Here is a 19,441-nt window from a genome sequence, read left to right as displayed (position 1 = left end):
TTTTTTCAATAGGGAATCACCGCAACTGATATAGTGACATTACCTGATTTCTTCTTCATCAATGTTAGATGTTTTGCTCCGCTGTACAATAAAGCAGCTGGCTCACTGACGCCATATGCACCTGTAAATTTAAAAACTGTTTCAGAAGGGTTCTCTAGCTTAATGGCATTCAATTCATCTGGTGTGTAATAAATAAACTCCCAGTCGTTTTTGTTCACTACTTCGAGCAGTCCCACTTCATCCTTTTTTAGATCAATTGTACAAACGGCTTTGACACTTTTTTTTGAAAACTGTAATTCCCCAAGCGTTTCGTCGATTACTGCTTCGATTTCCGCTGCAGTGGTACCGCGGTTGCAGCCCACCCCAAGGACAATCACCTTTGGTCGATATAAAACGCCATTCTGTAAAATGTTTTCTTCGTCTTCGGATAAATTCCGATGAGTTACTACTAAGGCAGCATCTGGCTTTTGGGCTAGTGCTTCTTGGATCGATGAATAAGGTTGAATATTCATCGGTAGCGGACGGTCATATGGCCACCAGTCTTTTTCGCCTGACTCCTGAATGACGGCGATTTTTTCTTCATTCACAACCGAAGCGCTAACGGGCGTCAACTTATCAGCGGAGTCCCAAACCCAGCCAAATCGTTTTCCAAACAAATCAACCGCAATGGTTTCCTGAACATCTGAAGCTGTTGTAATAATGGGACGGGCCTGTAAAGTAGCCGCTACTTCTTTCGTTAGTTCATTGGCACCGCCGATATGGCCTGAAAGCACGCTAATCACATGTTCTCCCTTATCATCGATAACGACAACCGCAGGATCTGTTTTTTTATCCTTTAAAATAGGTGCAATCATTCGTACCACAGCTCCAAGGGAAATAATGATGATTAGTCCTTTATAGGCCTCGAAAAGAGACGGTAGAAGAAGGCGAACGCTTCCGGTAAATAATTGGATGTCTTTGTCCTTCTCATCACCAATTTCAAACTTCGCCATATAGTACACATCAGCATTTTGAAATGAATGTAAAAGCCTACGGGCCAGTTTGACCCCATGCTTTGTAATGGCTACAATCGCATAGTCCCCCTTCTGATGGATGAGTGCCCTTTGCGCTTCTTGGAGCTCGATCATTACGATTCGACCCCCTTGCGGAATCCGTGTGTAAACGTTTTGTCATATAGCTTAGAACGATAATCTTGTTTGTGGATGTTTTCATCTAATGCCCATCCGGCTAAAATCATCGCCTGTTTACGAATCCCGTTTACGCGCATATCCTCGTCCAAGTGTTCTAGTGTGGTTCGGACAATTTTTTGATCCGGCCACGACGCTTTATACACAACCGCAACAGGAGTATCCTTACTCCAGCCTGCCCCTGTCAATTCCTTGACAAGTTTCTTCGTTAGAGTAGCGCTTAAGAAAAGAGAAATCGTACAATGATGTTTTGCTAAATCCGCCAGCTTTTCAAATTCTGGCACAGGTGTTCTACCCTCGGCTCTTGTTAGGATCACGGTTTGTGTTAAATCAGGAATTGTCAGCTCAGCTTGAGCAGCCGCGGCGGCCGCAAACACAGAGCTCACACCTGGAACAATCTCTATTTCGATTCCTCTCTTCTTTAACAATACGATTTGTTCCATAATTGCCCCATAGACAGCTGGATCGCCCGTGTGGACACGAACAACCTTTTTCCCTTGCAGAATTCTCTCAGCCATGACGTCAACCATTTCTTCTAAGTGCATCCCGGCGGTTTTCAATATTTCGGCGGAAGATTTTGCTTTCGCAATTAAGTCTTCGTTTACTAGAGAATCCGCATATAGAATGACATCTGCCTCCTGAAGATGCTTAAGACCTTTTACTGTAATTAAATCAGGATCGCCTGGTCCCGCACCAATGATATAAAGCTTCATTTTCTCACCACCATTAATGTTAAATATTCTAGCTCTGCTCCTTCGAGCTCATCTGCCCTCCAAATAATTTCTTCATCCGATGTTACCTTCGTGACAACTGAAGCCTTGTCAAGCAAATCTAAATCACGTAATACTTCTAGCATTAAATCAATCACTTTTGCTACTTTTATAAAAATGACACAATCATTGTCTTGGATGACTTTTCTCATCGTTTCGTAGTCATCCCGTGCTGGCACAATCGCCACATGCTCATCCCCATCTGCTAATGGAATTCCAAGTCTGGAAGCTGCACCGTTAATGGACGAAATCCCCGGAACAACTTCAATCGGAACTTGTGGGTACTTCTCCTGCATCAAACGCATCATATGAATAAACGTACTGTATAAAAGAGGGTCCCCTTCAGTTACAAAAGCTACATCTTTTCCTTCCTGCAGCTTCGCCCATACATTTTCTACGGTTTCCGTCCATTTTCTTTCCAATGTAGCTGGATCCTTTGTCATCGGAAAGACAAGGCCGAGCATTTCTTTTTCGTTCGGCTGAAAATAAACATCTATAATACGATGAGCATAACTTTTGCTGCCCTTTTGTTTTTTCGGATAGGCAATAACCGGTGATTCCTTTAATTTACGAAATGCCTTAACGGTAATGAGCTCTGGATCCCCCGGGCCAACCCCAAGGCCGTATAATGTACCTAACATGTTTACTCCCCTTCCTTGCGCCAAGCTTCTATTATATAAATTGGATTTAATGCATCGAATCTTGTTAAATTTAAAATGGGCTTACTTCTGGATATTTGAGCAAGTGTAATATTCGTCTCATATCCTCGCTCTTTAAACAAAAGCATCGCTTCTGATAGATTTTCAATCGTAACGGCATTTAAAACAATGCGTCCACCCGTACTCAAGCGGCTACAGCAAATTTCCAAAACGTCTTCCATCCCGCCTGCCGTCCCGCCAATAAAAACTGCATCCGGATCCGGGAAAGTTTCTAACCCCTCTGGTGCTTTTCCATGAATAAGTGTTGCATCGACACGGAACTTTGCTAAATTTTGCTTACAGTTTTCTAGGTCGCCCTCGTTTTTTTCGATCGCAAACACTTGTCCTTCCCTAGCGATTTTCGCTGCCTCAATCGCTACAGAACCTGTGCATGTTCCAATATCCCAAACAATGCTATCTTCTTTTAACCTTAAGGCGCTAATGCTTAATGTGCGAATTTCCTTTTTAGTAATTAAGCCTTTATCTGGTTTTCGCTGTAAAAATTCCGAATCATCAATGCCAATCGACCAATGTGGGCTTTTCCCCTTTTTCTTAAGAATGATTACATTTAGAGGTGAAAACTCCTCATCACTCATTTCTGCAAGGGTAAACCAGCGGCATCGTTCCTGATCACCACCAAGGTTCTCGCCCACAAACGCCTCATATTCAGACATGCCAAAGGAAAGCAAATACTGAGCGATTTTATTTGGAGAATTTTCTGTGTCCGTTAAGATTGCGACTGTTGTTTTCCCATCGACTCGCTGTGCCAGCCCTTTTATACTCCTACCGTGAACACTAGTAAAATAAGCATCCTGCCATCTTTCTTTCATTCTGGCAAAAGCTAGTTGGATTGAACTTATATACGGATAAATTTCCAAATCGATTTTAGTAGATAAATAGCTTCCAATTCCATAGAACAACGGGTCTCCGGAAGCTAGAATCACTACATTTCTAGTCTCCGATTGAAGCCGTTCCACTAGAGAATAAAGCCCACCTTCAATCACCATTTTTTCGCCAGTAAATTCAGAAAAAAAAGAAAGTTGCCTCTTTCCTCCTATTAATAATTCACTTTCATTAATCCACTTTTCGTACATCGGGAGCAGACTGACTTTCCCTTCGTCCCCAATGCCGATCATTTTAATTGATGCCACTTTTTCGAACCGCCTTTCCTAACAATTGCCCCTTCATGGTATATAAAGTTGTATCTATGTCAATCCCTCCATCGACTTCCTTTAACGCAGCGCAGCAGCAATAGTCGCTAAGCATTTCGAAAAAGGATAGATGGCCTTGTGCTGTCATCAAATCACCCACCTGTGATGCTGTATTGGCAGTTCGAATTTCCTCTACCAGGGTAGTATCAGCACCTGTACGGCTTGCCACCTCAGCTAAAAAATCAAAATCTATCGGGGCACTTTTCGAGTGAACCATCATGATCCCCATTGCCACTTTTGAGAATTTCCCCATCATGCCGACCATCGAAACTCTTTTAACCCCTTGCTTCTTGCATTGTTTAAGGGTAAACCCAACAAAATCACCCATTTCAATAAAAGCTTCCTCAGACAGCTCGGGGAATTGTTTCATAGCATTTTTCTCGCTCCGCCCACCTGTAGTAATGACAACATGCTCGCAACCACTGGCACGGGCAACACTAATAGCTTGGATGATACTAGCTTTATAAGCAGCTGTGGAAAAAGGAACGACAATCCCGCGGGTTCCGAGAATAGAAATCCCCCCAATGATTCCTAAGCGTCCATTGAGCGTTTTTTTAGCAATTTCTTCACCATCAGGTACGGAAATAACGATTTTAATACCTCTTGTAATCCCGAATTCTTTTAATACCCCTTCTGCCGTATCAAGGATCATCTTACGAGGAACGGGATTAATCGCGGCCTCTCCAACAGGAACGGGCAAGCCATCCTTTGTGACGCGGCCAACCCCAATTCCCCCATCCAGCACGATGCCTGGTTCATCGAGCCATGACACAGTGGAAATAATCAAGGCTCCGTGGGTGGCATCTGGGTCATCTCCTGCGTCTTTAATCGTACTAGCGGTTACTGATTGGTCCTCTACATCACAGCTTTCTATCTGGAAAGTTGCAAACCGCTTGATTGGCAAGTAAATCGTTGATTCTGTTTGAGGTTCTCTTGTAATTAATGCCGTCAGCGCTGCTTTGGTGGTAGCTGTTGCGCAGGCCCCAGTCGTATATCCTTCCCGAAGCTTTCCTTTTGGTACTTCCTGCATCGGTTATCCCTGTTCAGCCATAATGGAAATGGCATTTAATGCAGCTACGGTCACGGTACTGCCACCTTTCCTGCCAATATTAGTGATGAATGGGATATCAAGCTTAGCTAGTTCTTCTTTTGACTCAGCTGCAGAAACAAACCCAACAGGCAATCCAATCACAAGACCTGGTTTTGCTTCTCCTTCTTTAATCAAACGGATCAGTTCGAGTAGAGCGGTTGGAGCATTCCCAATGGCAAAAATACCGCCATCTGCTTCTTTAATTGCCTTCCGCATTGAAATAATCGCCCTTGTCGTATTTAGCCGTTTGGCTTCCTGGATGACATCCGGGTCGGAAATATAGACCTTAATTTCTCCTCCAAATTTTTCAATTCGTGCTTTATTTGCTCCGCTTTGAATCATTTGAACATCTGCAACGACCATTTTTCCGCTTCGAATTGCTCGAATACCGGACGAAATAGCGTCAGGATGAAAGAGGACGCTTTGCCCAAGTTCAAAATCAGCGGATGCATGGATGATCCGTTGGACGACTGGATACTGCTCCTCTGTAAAAGGATGCTCCCCAATTTCTTCATTAATCATTTCAAAACTTCTACCTTCAATCTGTTCTGGTTGGACGGTTAAAGGTTTAAATTCAGTACGAAAATCCATTTCTCTCACTCCTGTATTAAAATGATTGTTCTGTAGTGACGATTGGTGTATTATCAATCTTTTTATTTAATTCTGCGATGACATCGATAAAATTAGCATAGACGGTTCCATAATTCAGTTTCGGGCGGCCAATAAGAATAACCTTAATCCCCAGCTCCTTGGCAGCTTCCACCTTTTCATCGACCGATCCGACTTTCCCGCTCTCTTTAGTCACCATTAAGGTGACGCCATATTGCTTATATAAAGCTTTGTCGAACTCTTTTGAAAATGGACCCTGCATTGCAATAATATTTTTCTGCGGCAGCCCTAGCTGCTCACATTTTTCCATATTATCTATACGGGGAAGCATCCTGGCAATCAAGCGAATGTCCGGGTTCCCTAAAAGTTTTTCTGTGAAAATTTGAAGCGTCTTGCTACCTGTAGTCAGCATTACCACGCCTTTATTGGTTGATGCAAGATCCGCAGCTTCCTCGTAGCTTTCGACTACTTTCATTTTGTCATATTGGAACTTTTGTGACTCGCGTTCATACCGAATATAGGGAATTTTCACCGTTTCGGCCGCCTTGATTGCATTTTTAGAAGCTTCTTCAGCAAACGGATGACTGGCATCGACAACAGCTTGAATCCCTTTTGTGGCAATCAACCCCACCATGTCTGCATCCGTTAATCTTCCTACTTGAACACATATCCCCACCTCCCTTAATTCAACTGCCGCATTTTCTGTGACTACTGAGGCAAGGAGATCGAAGCCTTCTTTTTTTATTTCTAAAGCAAGGGCTCTTGCATCACTTGTTCCGGCTAATACGAAGATCATCCTCTATCTCCAACCTTTTGCACCGTATGTTCGTGATCATAGTGGTGGTCATGATGATGATGGTGGTCGTGATGGTGGTCATGATCATGGTGGTGGTGATGATCGATATGTTCCATCACATTAAGTCGGTATTGGCAAGTATCACAGTTCATTTTCACCTCATCACGTAGAGCTTCTTCCACCCGATCGATTAAAATCGTCTGTAATTTTGGATGATAACCAAAATAGTCAGCCAACTGAATGTCAACAGAGGAATATTGCTTTTGAAGAGGAACCATCATATCTTCTAAGCGTTTAATCAGGATGCCAGTGAATAAAAAGTAAGGTAAGATTACTACTTTTTTTGCTCCCAGCTTAATACAGCGTTCGATCCCTTCATTCACTAAGGGATTGGTCACGCCCATAAAAGCAGGTTCGACGATTTTATAATTTGTTTTTTCCCATAGTAATCTAGCAATCTTATATAAATCACTGTTCGCATCGGGATCGCTTCCGCCCCTTCCTAACAAAAGGACAGCCGTATCGTCTTCGATGGATTCAACATTCTCGCCAATTTCCATTAATCTAGTTTTTAGAATTTCAAATGTTTCCTCATGAACACCAATTGGACGGCCATAAGTAAATTGAACAAGCGGATATTTATTCTTTGCCTCATCAATAGCTGCTGGAATATGAATTTTGGAGTGTCCTGCCTGTAAGAGCATGATTGGAATCACGACAACATGGTCGGCCCCTTTCTCTACACATAGATCGATACCTTGATTCACTGTTGGTCGTTCAAATTCTAAAAAACACGTCTCGACCAAATAGGAACCTTCCCAAGTCTTTCTCATCTCACGGATGAACTCACGAACCTGCTCATTTCCCTCTTGATCTTTACTTCCATGCCCCACAAATAAAATTGCTTTCACACTATTTACTCCCCTTTGTATATAAATTCCTTACCTTCCAATTACTGCTCATCTTCTCTCATTTATTCTCCGCAGACAGCTGCTTCGATTTTAAGGTTTGGTGTGATATCTTGGTACACAAAACCTTTAATCTCTTTGACCCGTTTAAAAAATTTATAGAAACGTTCATTTGGATAGGCCTTTTGTTTGTACTCTTGAACAATCCCCTCTATTACCCCGACTATTTTGTCAGGTGCGATTCCTTCAGCTACGATTTGGCCTGGATGTGCGGTTCTTCCTGCTGTTTTGGCTCCTAGAAATAAATCAAACGCTCCCTTTCGATAAACAATGCCAATATCTTCTTTTACGGCTCCATAACAGGCCATTCCACATCCATTTACACCAAGTTTCAGTTCTTTTGGGAGTTCCATGCCACCAAGCCTTTCTTGAAGCTCATCAGCATAAGGAATAGAATCCTTTTTTTCTCCGTCACAAAAATCACAAGCTTTTACGGTTAATACGTCGCCAACAGGAGCAATCAAAAAGTTGGCTGCCGTTAGTTTTTCAATAATCTCATCAGGCTTTGAGGTTAAAATTTGCAACTTCATAAAATGGTCTTGTGTGTATTCCATCACTCCTTCTTCTCCGACAATTTCGGAAAGAATGGCCATCTGAAGTGCAGTAAATTTTTTATTAACGACACCAGGGCTGACAGCTACCTCAAAAATAGATTGAAAGTCTTGCTTCACAATTAAATCGTTTGTTCGTTCATAAGGCTCACCAACAATCATTTGCAAAGCTTCCTCAGCCAACTCTCTTGACGACTCTTTCACAGAGATTGGAGTGACTAGTTTCTTGTTTTGCGGCATTACATCTTCTGTTTGCTCTAGTGCCCATGGTTCGGCTTCCTTTTGCAGACGCTGATGCGGTTTCAACGGCTGAATTACTTGATTTAAAGTATATTTCCGCTGATAACCGCGCGGCGTGATCATCAATTCATCGTAGAAAAACGTTGAAGAGTTGCCAATTAAAACGGTGGTTAACATGCCAATTTCATGTTCTAACATCTCTTGCAAATTGGTTATAACGATCTTTTGACTATCACGGTATGCACTCTTTACTAATCCTACAGGTGTGTCTGGTGCACGATATTTTAATAGAATTCTTTGTGCTTCCATGATTTGCCGTGTTCTTCTCCCGCTTTTTGGATTGTATAAGGCAATTACAAAATCAGCTTGAGCGGCCGCTTCGATTCGTTTCTCAATTAAGCTCCAAGGTGTTAAATGGTCACTTAAACTAATCGTACAAGCATCATGCATAACCGGCGCGCCTAATAAAGCAGCACAAGAGTTGATGGCTGAAATGCCAGGGACTACCTCCACTCTTATCCCTGAGTCTTTTTTCCATCCTTTTTCAATTAGAACTTCGTAAACAAGTCCTGCCATTCCATATACACCGGCATCACCGCTCGAAATGACAGCTACCGTGTAACCAAGCTCAGCTTGTTTTACAGCCTCCTGGGCACGGCTCACTTCTTCAGTCATTCCTGTGCTAATGATTTTTTTTCCAGTTATTAATCCCTTAATTAAATCAACATAGGTTTTGTAACCAATGATGATATCACTTTCTTTTATGGCTTCCTTTGCCCGTCCAGTAATATGTTTTTCATCACCAGGGCCAAATCCTATAACCAATAATTTGCCTTTCACTCTATTACGCCACCTTCCACAATTTAAAAACTAGTATCCAGTTACTCGTTGTTAAATCTTTTCTTTAACTGCTTTTTGTACTCCTTCGATGCATTCCGACCCTTCTGGATGTATGAATCCAGAATCGGAATATTGATAGATCAAATGCTCCTTTAGGCAATGACCTTCTGCCAGATGACTTTTTACAATGGTAGCCCCCACTTCTGGGGTTACGTTTTTATACCAAGCCCCAGACGGATAGACAATGGCAACGGGAGCATCCTTACATCTCCCATTACATCTCGTTCTTGTTGTATGTACGATCGAATCTAAGCTTAAATTGGTGATTTCATTCCGGATCGCTTGAGTTGCTTCCTCCCCACCCTTTCTCATACAGCTGCTACCGTTACAAATTAATACATGCTGTTTCGTCCCTTGCAAATTCCAAGTAGTCATGTCACTCACTCCTATTCGTTTTTTTCAAAAAAAAGCACCCCTATGGACATAGGGATGCAGAAAAATATACACACAAAAAAAATTAGCGATGTAAGTTCAGCACTTCTACCTATGTTCCCGTAGGTTATTTCAAGCTATTAGGTATAGGCAGGTCTCCTGACTTAGGTTCATCATTCTACTTGCGTCTTCCCGAATTCCTTCAGTGACATCTGCAAAAGAACTCCCCCTTACAGTGGCGGGTACCGTGACGGATTTAAACCGTACTTCCCTATTAAGCACTAATTTCCAAAGTGCACCAATCCTAATCTATTCAATTGTTAAAAAGACTTGTTTCTTCTATAGGCATACAATAAAAATTAAAAAAGATTTAGAAGCAATAAAACAAAAAATCCGTCCAACAAAAGTTGAACGGATAAAACGTCAGCACAAAGAAAGTTAATAAATAAGCCTTTTTGTCCAAACGTTTCATCTTCTCAACCCCCGAAGAAATCGAAACTAAAAAAGCTAAGACAGGTCTCCTGACTTGTGTATCTTCCTACTTTAGACCCTTCCCAAAAACGTACTAATAAACGTTTTTAGTGGTTTGTCTATTTCGTCCACACTTACAGTTGCGGGGACAGTTCTGGTAATGCTCCAGATTCCCTATTAAGCCCTAAGGCATCTTAACTGAATGTTTGCAAATTTGTATTTAATTTATTAGCTATTAATATACTAGTCTATTAGATTTAATATTTCAAGAGTTTAATAACGTCATATGAGAAAACGCTACCATCCAATAACTTCAAATGTAATTGAAAGTAATATGGGGATCATTCGAAATTAATCTTTAAAACAAAAAAATAATATCAATAGATTTATTACGGTATCTTATTATAAAATTATAGTTTTTTGCAACTTTATTGTAAAATCCAGTGGATATACTATAAATTACAACATCTAAATTTTCTTTAATTCTTAATAGAATCATGATTTAGTTCATCAAAATATTCCTTATACCTTCTATGAACAGTAGCCCTACTAACTTCATAACCTAAACCTCGTAATGTAGCTGCTATTTCATGAAAAGTAAGTTTCTTGTTTCGAAGATTTATAATTTCTTCCACAGGCAGTTCTTTTTTCTCCCTACCTCCTAAATGATTATTTGATATATTCTTGTGAGGTTCGAAACCATTCTCGATGGCTCTACGCATTCCCCTGCTTATTTTATAATTAGCAATTCTTCGTTGAAACTCTTCTACTGTACTCAATATTTCCAAGACCATTAAATCCGCATCCGATAAAGATATCTCCCCTTGATCTTGAATTGTAAAAACTTTTACTGCCATTTTACGTAATTCATGAATCAGGGCAATTTTCGAATGTCCCCTTCCTAATCGGGTATCGTCTTGTAAAAGTAAGATCTCTGCCTGTTTATCCTTAAATAATGCTAAAGCCTCAATTATCCCTTCCCGTTCTATATCAAATCCACTATGTCTTTCTTCTATGATTTTTATCACATCGAAATTTTGTAACTCTGCTAATTTTTCTAGCTCTTCTCTTTGTCTTTTTAAAGAGGTATCTTGAGTATTTTTTTCTGTACTAACCCGACAATAAATAATCGCTTTCAATTTTTCTCCTCCTAATCTACGAATCGGACTTAAGCAATTTGACCGTAAATAAGAAATTAACAAAGCATTAATCTTGTTCTTTTTTGAATAGCTTGAATAGACCTTCTTTTTCTACTTCAAAACCACTAGCCTGTTCGCCTATTGTTTCTAGAATACACATTCCCATCCGCTAACCTAATTTGGTTCATTAATTTGTTTATGTAATGAAGTTTCTTGTGAATCCTATGCTGTCATTACCCCTTTAAGTATATTAGTGCATTCATAAACTGTTCCCTCCATACGAACACGAAAACTACTTTAAGAAAAAATAGAACTAACGTTTGTATATCATATCCTATCATGATATAATGAAAAAAATAAAGAGGAACGTATTATCTACTTTATAGGTAAGGGGGAAATTCGAATGAACAAACTATCGAAAAGGCAAGCAGAAATTTTAGCTTATATTAAAGACGAAGTAAAAATTAAAGGTTATCCACCTTCAGTTCGAGAGATTGCTGAGGCTGTTGGTTTAGCTTCAAGTTCTACAGTACATGGTCATTTAGAGAGACTAGAACAAAAAGGCTATATTCGAAGAGATCCTACGAAACCGCGTGCAATCGAGATTCTTGGCGATACAGCTCCGGTTGTGAATGAAGTACAAGCATCATATAGTGAAGTCTATAACGATATTATTAACATTCCTGTAATCGGTAAAGTAACTGCAGGTATTCCAATTACTGCAGTCGAAAATGTAGAAGAATATTTCCCTTTACCGACATCTGTCGCTCCATCTAATGAACAAGTTTTTATGCTTCGAGTAGAAGGAGATAGCATGATCAATGCTGGAATTTTAAATGGCGATCTTGTAATCGTTAAAAAACAATTCACTGCGGAAAATGGAGAAATTGTTGTTGCCATGACTGAAGATAGTGAAGCTACTGTAAAGCGTTTTTATAAAGAAAGCGACCATTTTAGACTTCAACCTGAAAATGATGCCCTGTTTCCAATTTTATTAAAACAAGTATCAATTTTAGGAAAAGTAATTGGAGTTTATCGTACATATCATTAAACTTTTTAAGAGCAATTACATGATTATGTGATTGCTTTTTGTTTTTAACATGCAAAGACATAACCTAATCAAACCGAAACTGACTTAAAATTAAGGGAGTTTTTTGTGAGTTGAAAAAACACATAAAGAAATCTATATTTCTGATGCAAGAAAAACTCAACCCGATAAATTGAAAACTGTATTAAGATTTCAAGTCAAAGAACGATAAATAAATTAAAAGAGCTTGGAATATCCAAGCTCTTTTAGAGTCGTTGAAATATAAATCCTACATAAACGAGCATCCTTTAGTGAAAATCAACCTTTAAAAAATCTCTTTACGAAACTATAAACATAAATTTTTTCATTCACTATAACTCTCAAAAGTCTTCTCTAAATCATCTCTAAACGCAATTGCTAAATAATTATCGATTATATTTCTAGTAATAGGCGATTGAAATACTTGACTTTTATATGCCCCACCATCATATTCAATTATATCAATCTTATTTTCAACTTGTTCATTTTGCACTTCATCAAAATATTTAATACTTACTACTACCCCAGCGTCATCAATCGTAATTAATAACTCTCTTTGATTTAATAAGACCTCAATAACATTCTCTTTATCAATCATAATATCAAATTCACCATTCGAAACTTCTATTTCCTTTTTTAAAGACTCCCTTAAATCAACAAAATAAGATTCGAATTTCTCACACATCTTACTGTACGCCATATTTTCTGTAACAGTTTCTTTATATATAGCTTTTGTTTTTAAAATGAATTCCCTTTTAAAATCCATATTTCCACTCCTTGTAATGATATAATTGGAGCATTTATATATTATTACTATTCCTCATGCATAGAAAAATAGAATAACAGGAAGAATGTATTTAAAAATTTTTTTAACTAACTCTCCTAAAGTAACAAATTAATGATTACATCAGGACTTTTTACATACTTTTTATAATTAAAATATGAAAAAAACGAGAAACGTATGAAAGTATTTTAGATGGGATTTAGTAGTGGCTTATGATCTTTGGGGTAATAAAAATTATTTTTATCCTTACTTAAAAAACAATTGCTGAAAAATCGTTTAATCTAATAATTTAACATAAATAATTTCTGGGTCGCCTTCATCTAAATGATCAATGAATCCACTTTTAATATATCCTAGAGATTGAAATACTTTTTGCATTTTAATATTTGATTTGTTAGTAGAAGAAAATAATTTCCTTTCTGAATAAAATTCAACATATTTCATGAGATTTTTTGCAATACCCAGTCTCCTCATTTCTAGTGAAACAATGATCAAATCAATAAATAAATGGCCAAAGAAAAATTTATGATAAATTAGAAAACCTACAATCCTTTTATTTATTTCACATACGAGGCATCGATTTTCTTCAATCGAGCTTTTAATTAGATGTTCTCTAATTCGACTGTCAATAATTTGAGAATCCAAAATTACGATTGATTCACAATCATTCATTTTTGCATGTCTAATTTCCACTTTCGTCTCCTCTTCCTAAAATGGTTATAGTTACTTTTCGATAAAACACCCTCAAACCCTTTTATGTATTAATTTAAATGTAAAAAAACCTGTATATAAAATCATACAGGTCATTTAAATAAAGAATATCTTATAAATTTGTTGGATTGAAAAGTTTCCCCCACGTTTTTACTCCAACAATTCCATCAACTACTAAATCATTTTTTCTTTGAAAATCTTTTACTGCTTTTTCAGTTAGTATCCCAAAAATCCCATCCACTTTAACGCCAACTTTTTCTTGAATTTCCTTTACTCGCTCTCCTCTTGATCCTTTTTTTAAGATTCCTTTATAAGGATGTAACTCAACTTGAATAATTTTTTTATATAATCCATTTTTAATATTTGCATTATTAACCGAGATGAGCACATCTGCGTAATTAGTAGCTACTGCCCATCCTGCTTGAGCTATCGCCTTAAATTGTTCATCTGCAGTTTTGTATGTTTTAACTTTACTGTACCTCGGATTATTTAAAATAAAATCAACATATCCCTGAATTGGATCATTATATTTTATATAATACCCGCCTTCATTTTTAGGCCTAGCTGTTCCTCTACTACTAAGAGGTAAGCCTGGATGCCACGTCTGACCTGCGATATTGTTATTTTCCTTAAAATTTTTGGACGTAAAGTGTGCTGTTTCTACTTGCCATTGGGTATAAATCACTTCAGGTAACCAGCCAATTTTTTTGGAAACTTCTTGGGCATATTGGAAATATTTAATTGTATTAGACACTATAGACCTATTCCTCTCTTTAAAGTGCTTGTCCTATAGCGTATTCATTTTTTTTATTCTTGGTACTAAGGAAATAGTATAAAAGTAGTGAAATTTTAACTTTCTTTTATTTAACAACAAGTAAAGTTTCTTCATACAATAGTTAAAAATTGGAGCTGATAAAATGACCAATTGGATATATATTTCAACATCGAACCGCCAATTAAAACTTTTCGACGGCAACAAATTGCTTAAAACTTACCCAATCGGTGTCGGTAAAATGCTTACCCCTACTCCTTCAGGTACCTACACAATTATTAATAAAGATCCTAATCCTGGTGGACCTTTTGGGGTACTTTGGATGGGACTATCAGCTCCACACTACGGAATTCATGGAACTAATAATCCTGCATCAATTGGTCATTTTGTTTCGCATGGTTGCGTTCGTATGTATAATAAGGATGTTCTTGAATTATCTTCAATGGTTTCAATTGGTACAGGTGTCGTTATTCATCAATAATTAAGGTCTTCATAGATTAATAGATGCAATAGAGATTTAAAACCCTTACTCTACTGTAAGGGTTTTGGAAAATGTCGAATGTTTCCATTCAACTGATTTAAAAGGTTTCGTCTCTTTAGCAAATATGAACATTTAAGATATTAGGACATTGGATTAAAATCCTTCCAGATTGTTACTGATAATAGTTCATGGGTAATATCTTTACTAAACCAAGTTTCATTCCATTCTCCCTGACTTCTTTCAAATCTCGTTCGTTCTTCATATTCTTCAATACTTCTATACTTAATAAATAAATTGATATAATAATATTGCTCATCTTCTCTTTGCATAAAATTCATTCCAATATTCGATGGTTCTGAATGAAATTTTGGATGCGCTGACTTTTTTAATCTTGATTTAAAATCCTCTAAAAACTTCTTTTCAAATTTATATTCAAATAAGACGGTTATCAATGATTCAACTCATTTCTATTATTAGTTGTCTAGTAGCTAATCACTATTATAAGTATTCAACTTCTTATTTATTCTTTATACATAATCAATTTAATTCGTGAAGATAATATATAAAAATAGAAATTTCTAGAGGTGCTCATGGAAGAAACAAGCTCACCTAACTCATCTGAAAGCATTACTAGTCTTATTTGGAAATTATCAATTGGTTCTGGATTAGCATGGGAAATCTCAAAATTATTTGGTTCGTCACATCCATACTTAGGTCCAGTTTCACTTATACTTACGGTTCAATCGACAATTGACAAAACAATTAGTTTATCAATCAAACGCGTAATTGGAACAATGATTGGAATTGGTATTACTGTAATCATTGCTAGTTATATGAAAGTCACTGGTTGGAACTTAGGACTTTTAATTTTAATTGGTACATATATTGCTTACTATTTAAAATTAGACAAAAAAGTACTTCACCAGGTCGCTCTAACGATTCTATTTGTCTTTGCATTTGAACACAAATCAAAGGATTATGCGATGGATCGGATGAGGGACACGCTTGTAGGTGTCTTGACTGCTGGATTAATCCAGTTCGTTTGGTCTTCATTCACTTCAAGGAATAAAAAATTGAAATAGCCTAAATCTAAACCGGAATTGGTCACTTTCCAAGTGTAAAGAGGATTAAATTAAAATGCTTTTTAATTCAATCCTCTTTATTCTTTAGGTTATTCGATTGTACAATAAATCTTCAGTCTTCCACGTTCTCATAAAAGACAATTCGATTACCAAATGGATCTCCAACCCGTACCTCCCGTGTTTTCCAAGGAGTTTCTTCAATGCCTGGGCGAGCATATTTATATTTTTTTGAGAGTAACTTTGAATGAAGTAAGTCCAAATTTACTACCTCAATTCTAAGTGCAGCACCTGGACTACAATCACCATGGTGCTCAGAAAGATGTATGACACAATTGTTATAAGATATTTGCATATATAAAGGAAAATCATCTTCAAACCGATGCTCCCAATCAATCTCAAATTCTAAAAATGATATGTAAAATTCTTTTGCTTTAATTTCATCAAACATCCGTAGAATAGGTGTTGGACTTTTCATTGAAATTTCTGATGTACTCACTACTTTCCTCTCCTTTTCGTTTAACTACTATCTAGCTTAGCTTATAGAATCAATAATTCCTAGGTTGACCTTCATACTCTCAATGTCTTTTGGACGAAGTTTGCGTCCTGTACCTTTTTTTGAATTAAAGTGACTAAAATAATATGCGTGTTCACCAGTCACTTTTCCAAGTAAAAAATTAAACTACCAACCCCTTCGTTTCCAGAGATGAAGATTATAATTTAAACAAATGAGGTATATATCTTTTAATATCTTGCTTTTCTACTTTACTGATATTGTCCAATCTCATCACACCTCTTTTACATCTACTTACTTCTTTCTACATTGTAAGCATTGGCACCTTTTTCCTTTAATCTGTATTTCCAAATAAATAAAAAAGGCTGCGAAAAAGTAGCAGTGACAATAAATTGTAATAGAAGATCCAAAAGTTCCAAAAGATATTTTTATACTTGCCATACCTAAAAATCATCTAGATCAAGTCATACATACAAACCCGCTGTCTGAATGAAACATGATCATGTAACTCTCGAACTAATCAGGAGATTTTTTTAAAATGCCATAAAAAAAAGCTTCTTCAATCGAAGAAGCCTCAGACTGCCCGAAAACNNCTTCGCGCCTCGAAAGACAAGCGCTTGCAATCAGTCTGAAATCAGATTTTTTGTACTTTGTCTACACACTGAAAACTTGAAGCTACATCAATTGAGGAAACCATGCTTAATGTCCAACTTTTTGTTTGATACCATTTGGTTTGTTAAATACAGCTACTGAATCTACAATTGATTTACTTCCTGAATTTAACCCAACGATAATCGTTTTTATACCCTTTTCGTGAAATTTAATGACAATTTTATCAATTGCCGATACACCTGATTCGTCCCATATATGAGCTTTTGATAAATCAACCTCGACTATTTTTACATCATCTTTAAAATTAAATGCTTCAACAAAATCCGTGACAGAAGCAAAGAACAATTGACCTTCTACTTTATAGACGCGCTTATTTTTTCCAAGTTGAGAAGTGACTTTTACTTTCGAGATTTTCGCTGCAAAGAAAACAGCACTTAACAAAATTCCAAGAATAACACCAATCGCTAAATTATGAGTAGCTACAACTACTCCAACCGTTATAACCATCACTGCCGCATCAGTTCTAGGTAATTTGTGTAATGTTTTTAGAGATGACCAATCGAATGTTCCTATTGATACCATAATCATTACAGAAACTAACGCTGCCAATGGAATTTGAACGACTAATTTATTTAATACAAGAATTAGAAACATTAAAAATGAACCAGCAACAAATGTAGATAATCTACTACGACCACCTGATTTAACATTTATAACAGACTGTCCAATCATTGCACATCCTGCCATTCCCCCAAATAACCCATTTATAATATTGGCAATACCTTGTCCTTTGGATTCAGTATTTTTATTACTTGAAGTATCTGTCAGATCATCAACTATTTGAGCAGTCAATAATGATTCAATTAAGCCAACAAACGCTAACGAAACTGCATATGGAAATATAATCATTAGTGTTTCAATACTAAACGGAACATTTGGTAAAATAAAACTTGGTAGAGATCCTGAAATATTCCCCATATCTCCTACTTTATTAACATCACTTCCAGAAAATATTGCAATCATACTAATAACAATGATCGCCACTAAAGGGGATGGGATGATTTTTGTAATTCTTGGAAACAAATAAATAATCGCTAATCCGCCTGCAACCATTGCGTACATTTGCCATGATTGACCTACAAAATAAGGTAATTGCGCCATAAAAATTAAAATTGCTAAAGAATTCACAAAACCTGTCATAACTGACTTTGGAATAAACTTGACTAATTTACCAATTCCTAGAAATCCTAGTATTACTTGAATAATACCTGTTAAAATAGTTGCTGCAAGCATATACTCAATTCCATGTTTTTTTACTAGACCAGCTAACACAAGTGCCATTGCACCAGTCGCAGCTGATATCATACCTGGACGACCACCAACAAACGAGATCACAACTGCAATGCAGAAAGAAGCATATAATCCAATCATTGGATCGACACCTGCAATAATCGAAAATCCAATTGCTTCAGGAATAAGCGCTAACGCAACGACAATCCCCGCTAATACATCTGCTCTAATATTAGAAAACCATTCATTTTTTATTTTTTCTATCAATTAATTTCCACCTCAACTTACGATTAATCACTAAAAAATAGTCTATCATCATTATTCCCAAAAAGGAACCTTTTTTGGGAATGTTATATGTTATGATAATGGAAACCCCTATACAGTTAGGAGATTATTTATGATAATCGGATATATGCGACCAAATCACGACGATCCAAAATGTGAACATCAGCTAGTTCAATTAAAAAAACTAAATTGTGATGAGATTATTTCAGAAGAGCATTCATCTGCAAAAAAAAGACATCAGCTTGAAGTAATTTTAACTAATCTTAAACAAGGCGATACGATTGCGATCCCAAAACTATTTACATTAGCAGATTCTACCCGTCATCTTATGGAAATTTTAGAAAATTTAGATTCAAAAGGCGCATTTTTACAATCTTTAGAGGAAAATATTAATACATGTACTCAATCTAAATACTTTTTCATCGAGATCGTAAAGCACCTACTTTCTTTTCAAAGCGATGTAATAAGCGAAAATACGAAAAAGGGAATCTATGAAGCCAAACAAAAAGGAATCACTTCGGGACGTCCTAAAAAGCCTGATGAAAATGTAAAACGGGCAATTATTATGTATGAAAGTAAGAAATATACTCTTGAAGAAATTAAACAGGAGACTGGGATCAGTAAATCAACTCTATATCGTTATTTAGAAAACTAAAAATGACCTTTAGGTTAGGTCATTTTAGCATAGTGTTGAAAATGAGCTTGTCAACTACGCCAATTTGTGGTCGATTTCCACTAAATCCTGTAATGAGTAAGGAACTTTCTATTTTTCGGTGGTTTACTTCCTCATGAACCTATCATGAGGAAGTATCTTGCTATTTTTGACTGATTTACTTCTTCATGAA

At 37.0% G+C, this 19,441-nt stretch carries 21 protein-coding genes and 2 riboswitches; of the genes, 4 read left to right on the top strand and 17 right to left on the bottom strand.

Annotated elements, in window-relative coordinates; translation table 11 throughout:
* Positions 1-5 precede the first annotated feature (5 nt).
* The 11 genes from CN925_RS17195 to CN925_RS17145 all read right to left on the bottom strand — a co-directional run bounded on the left by CN925_RS17195 (position 6) and on the right by CN925_RS17145 (position 11,002).
* Entirely contained in the window at positions 6-1,127 is a 1,122-nt protein-coding gene (locus CN925_RS17195; protein ID WP_098847921.1) for a cobalt-precorrin 5A hydrolase, read from the bottom strand.
* Positions 1,127-1,900, bottom strand: a complete 774-nt coding sequence (gene cobM, locus CN925_RS17190) for a precorrin-4 C(11)-methyltransferase (RefSeq protein ID WP_098847918.1) — start codon at positions 1,898-1,900, stop codon at positions 1,127-1,129. Before cobM ends, CN925_RS17195 begins: the two co-directional genes overlap by 1 nt.
* Positions 1,897-2,598 (bottom strand): precorrin-2 C(20)-methyltransferase, encoded by a 702-nt coding sequence (gene cobI, locus CN925_RS17185; RefSeq protein ID WP_098847917.1) that lies wholly within the window; start codon positions 2,596-2,598, stop codon positions 1,897-1,899. Before cobI ends, cobM begins: the two co-directional genes overlap by 4 nt.
* 2 nt (positions 2,599-2,600) lie before the next feature.
* Positions 2,601-3,791 (bottom strand): precorrin-6y C5,15-methyltransferase (decarboxylating) subunit CbiE, encoded by a 1,191-nt coding sequence (cbiE, locus tag CN925_RS17180; RefSeq protein WP_098848196.1) that lies wholly within the window; start codon positions 3,789-3,791, stop codon positions 2,601-2,603.
* Position 3,792: 1 nt separating this feature from the next.
* On the bottom strand, positions 3,793-4,896 hold the full coding sequence (locus CN925_RS17175) for a cobalt-precorrin-5B (C(1))-methyltransferase (RefSeq protein WP_098847914.1): 1,104 nt from the start codon (positions 4,894-4,896) through the stop codon (positions 3,793-3,795).
* A 3-nt stretch (positions 4,897-4,899) separates the two neighbouring features.
* Entirely contained in the window at positions 4,900-5,547 is a 648-nt protein-coding gene (locus tag CN925_RS17170) for a precorrin-8X methylmutase (RefSeq protein ID WP_098847911.1), read from the bottom strand.
* 16 nt (positions 5,548-5,563) lie between these two features.
* The gene (gene cobK / locus CN925_RS17165) at positions 5,564-6,361 is read right to left on the bottom strand and encodes a precorrin-6A reductase (protein ID WP_098847909.1); all 798 of its coding nucleotides are present in this window, start codon (positions 6,359-6,361) and stop codon (positions 5,564-5,566) included.
* The gene (locus CN925_RS17160; protein ID WP_098847907.1) at positions 6,358-7,272 is read right to left on the bottom strand and encodes a sirohydrochlorin chelatase; all 915 of its coding nucleotides are present in this window, start codon (positions 7,270-7,272) and stop codon (positions 6,358-6,360) included. Before CN925_RS17160 ends, cobK begins: the two co-directional genes overlap by 4 nt.
* Positions 7,273-7,334: 62 nt before the next feature.
* On the bottom strand, positions 7,335-8,960 hold the full coding sequence (cobJ, locus tag CN925_RS17155; RefSeq protein WP_098847905.1) for a precorrin-3B C(17)-methyltransferase: 1,626 nt from the start codon (positions 8,958-8,960) through the stop codon (positions 7,335-7,337).
* A 51-nt stretch (positions 8,961-9,011) separates the two neighbouring features.
* On the bottom strand, positions 9,012-9,395 hold the full coding sequence (locus CN925_RS17150) for a (2Fe-2S) ferredoxin domain-containing protein (RefSeq protein ID WP_098847903.1): 384 nt from the start codon (positions 9,393-9,395) through the stop codon (positions 9,012-9,014).
* A 129-nt stretch (positions 9,396-9,524) separates the two neighbouring features.
* Positions 9,525-9,710: riboswitch (cobalamin riboswitch) on the bottom strand.
* Positions 9,711-9,886: 176 nt separating this feature from the next.
* Positions 9,887-10,075: riboswitch (cobalamin riboswitch) on the bottom strand.
* Between the two features lie 267 nt (positions 10,076-10,342).
* Entirely contained in the window at positions 10,343-11,002 is a 660-nt protein-coding gene (locus tag CN925_RS17145; protein ID WP_098847901.1) for a YneB family resolvase-like protein, read from the bottom strand.
* 403 nt (positions 11,003-11,405) lie between these two features.
* On the opposite strand from CN925_RS17145, the gene lexA reads away from it, so the two are divergent.
* Positions 11,406-12,053, top strand: coding sequence for a transcriptional repressor LexA (lexA, locus tag CN925_RS17140; RefSeq protein WP_098847898.1), 648 nt, complete (start codon positions 11,406-11,408; stop codon positions 12,051-12,053).
* 340 nt (positions 12,054-12,393) lie between these two features.
* On the opposite strand, the gene CN925_RS17135 is transcribed toward lexA, so the two are convergent.
* From CN925_RS17135 to CN925_RS21635, 3 genes are all read right to left on the bottom strand, one after another.
* The gene (locus CN925_RS17135) at positions 12,394-12,834 is read right to left on the bottom strand and encodes a hypothetical protein (protein WP_098847896.1); all 441 of its coding nucleotides are present in this window, start codon (positions 12,832-12,834) and stop codon (positions 12,394-12,396) included.
* 294 nt (positions 12,835-13,128) lie between these two features.
* Entirely contained in the window at positions 13,129-13,545 is a 417-nt protein-coding gene (locus tag CN925_RS17130) for a GNAT family N-acetyltransferase (protein ID WP_286138457.1), read from the bottom strand.
* A gap of 130 nt (positions 13,546-13,675) precedes the next feature.
* Positions 13,676-14,317 carry a glucosaminidase domain-containing protein gene (locus CN925_RS21635; RefSeq protein ID WP_098847894.1) on the bottom strand — a complete coding sequence of 214 codons (642 nt, stop codon included), beginning with the start codon at positions 14,315-14,317 and terminating at the stop codon, positions 13,676-13,678.
* Between the two features lie 163 nt (positions 14,318-14,480).
* Between CN925_RS21635 and CN925_RS17120 the strand changes: the two genes are divergently transcribed.
* Positions 14,481-14,816 (top strand): L,D-transpeptidase, encoded by a 336-nt coding sequence (locus CN925_RS17120; protein ID WP_098847892.1) that lies wholly within the window; start codon positions 14,481-14,483, stop codon positions 14,814-14,816.
* A gap of 140 nt (positions 14,817-14,956) precedes the next feature.
* Here the strand turns inward: CN925_RS17120 and CN925_RS17115 are convergent, their stop codons facing one another.
* A complete protein-coding gene (locus CN925_RS17115; RefSeq protein ID WP_098847889.1) occupies positions 14,957-15,268 on the bottom strand; it encodes an antibiotic biosynthesis monooxygenase in 312 nt (103 codons plus the stop codon).
* A 138-nt stretch (positions 15,269-15,406) separates the two neighbouring features.
* On the opposite strand from CN925_RS17115, the gene CN925_RS17110 reads away from it, so the two are divergent.
* The gene (locus CN925_RS17110) at positions 15,407-15,898 is read left to right on the top strand and encodes an FUSC family protein (protein WP_098847887.1); all 492 of its coding nucleotides are present in this window, start codon (positions 15,407-15,409) and stop codon (positions 15,896-15,898) included.
* A gap of 112 nt (positions 15,899-16,010) precedes the next feature.
* On the opposite strand, the gene CN925_RS17105 is transcribed toward CN925_RS17110, so the two are convergent.
* Together CN925_RS17105 and CN925_RS17100 are read right to left on the bottom strand one after the other, a co-directional pair.
* Positions 16,011-16,394 (bottom strand): glyoxalase superfamily protein, encoded by a 384-nt coding sequence (locus CN925_RS17105; protein WP_286138452.1) that lies wholly within the window; start codon positions 16,392-16,394, stop codon positions 16,011-16,013.
* Between the two features lie 714 nt (positions 16,395-17,108).
* The gene (locus tag CN925_RS17100; RefSeq protein ID WP_483295212.1) at positions 17,109-18,578 is read right to left on the bottom strand and encodes a SulP family inorganic anion transporter; all 1,470 of its coding nucleotides are present in this window, start codon (positions 18,576-18,578) and stop codon (positions 17,109-17,111) included.
* A gap of 130 nt (positions 18,579-18,708) precedes the next feature.
* Between CN925_RS17100 and CN925_RS17095 the strand changes: the two genes are divergently transcribed.
* Complete coding sequence (locus tag CN925_RS17095) at positions 18,709-19,251, top strand: recombinase family protein (RefSeq protein WP_098847885.1); 543 nt, start codon at positions 18,709-18,711, stop codon at positions 19,249-19,251.
* The last annotated feature ends 190 nt before the right edge of the window (positions 19,252-19,441 follow it).

It is taken from the genome of Bacillus sp. AFS055030, assembly GCF_002574545.1.
Lineage (GTDB): Bacteria > Bacillota > Bacilli > Bacillales > Bacillaceae_G > Gottfriedia.
This window is presented reverse-complemented; position numbering and strand designations above follow the sequence as displayed.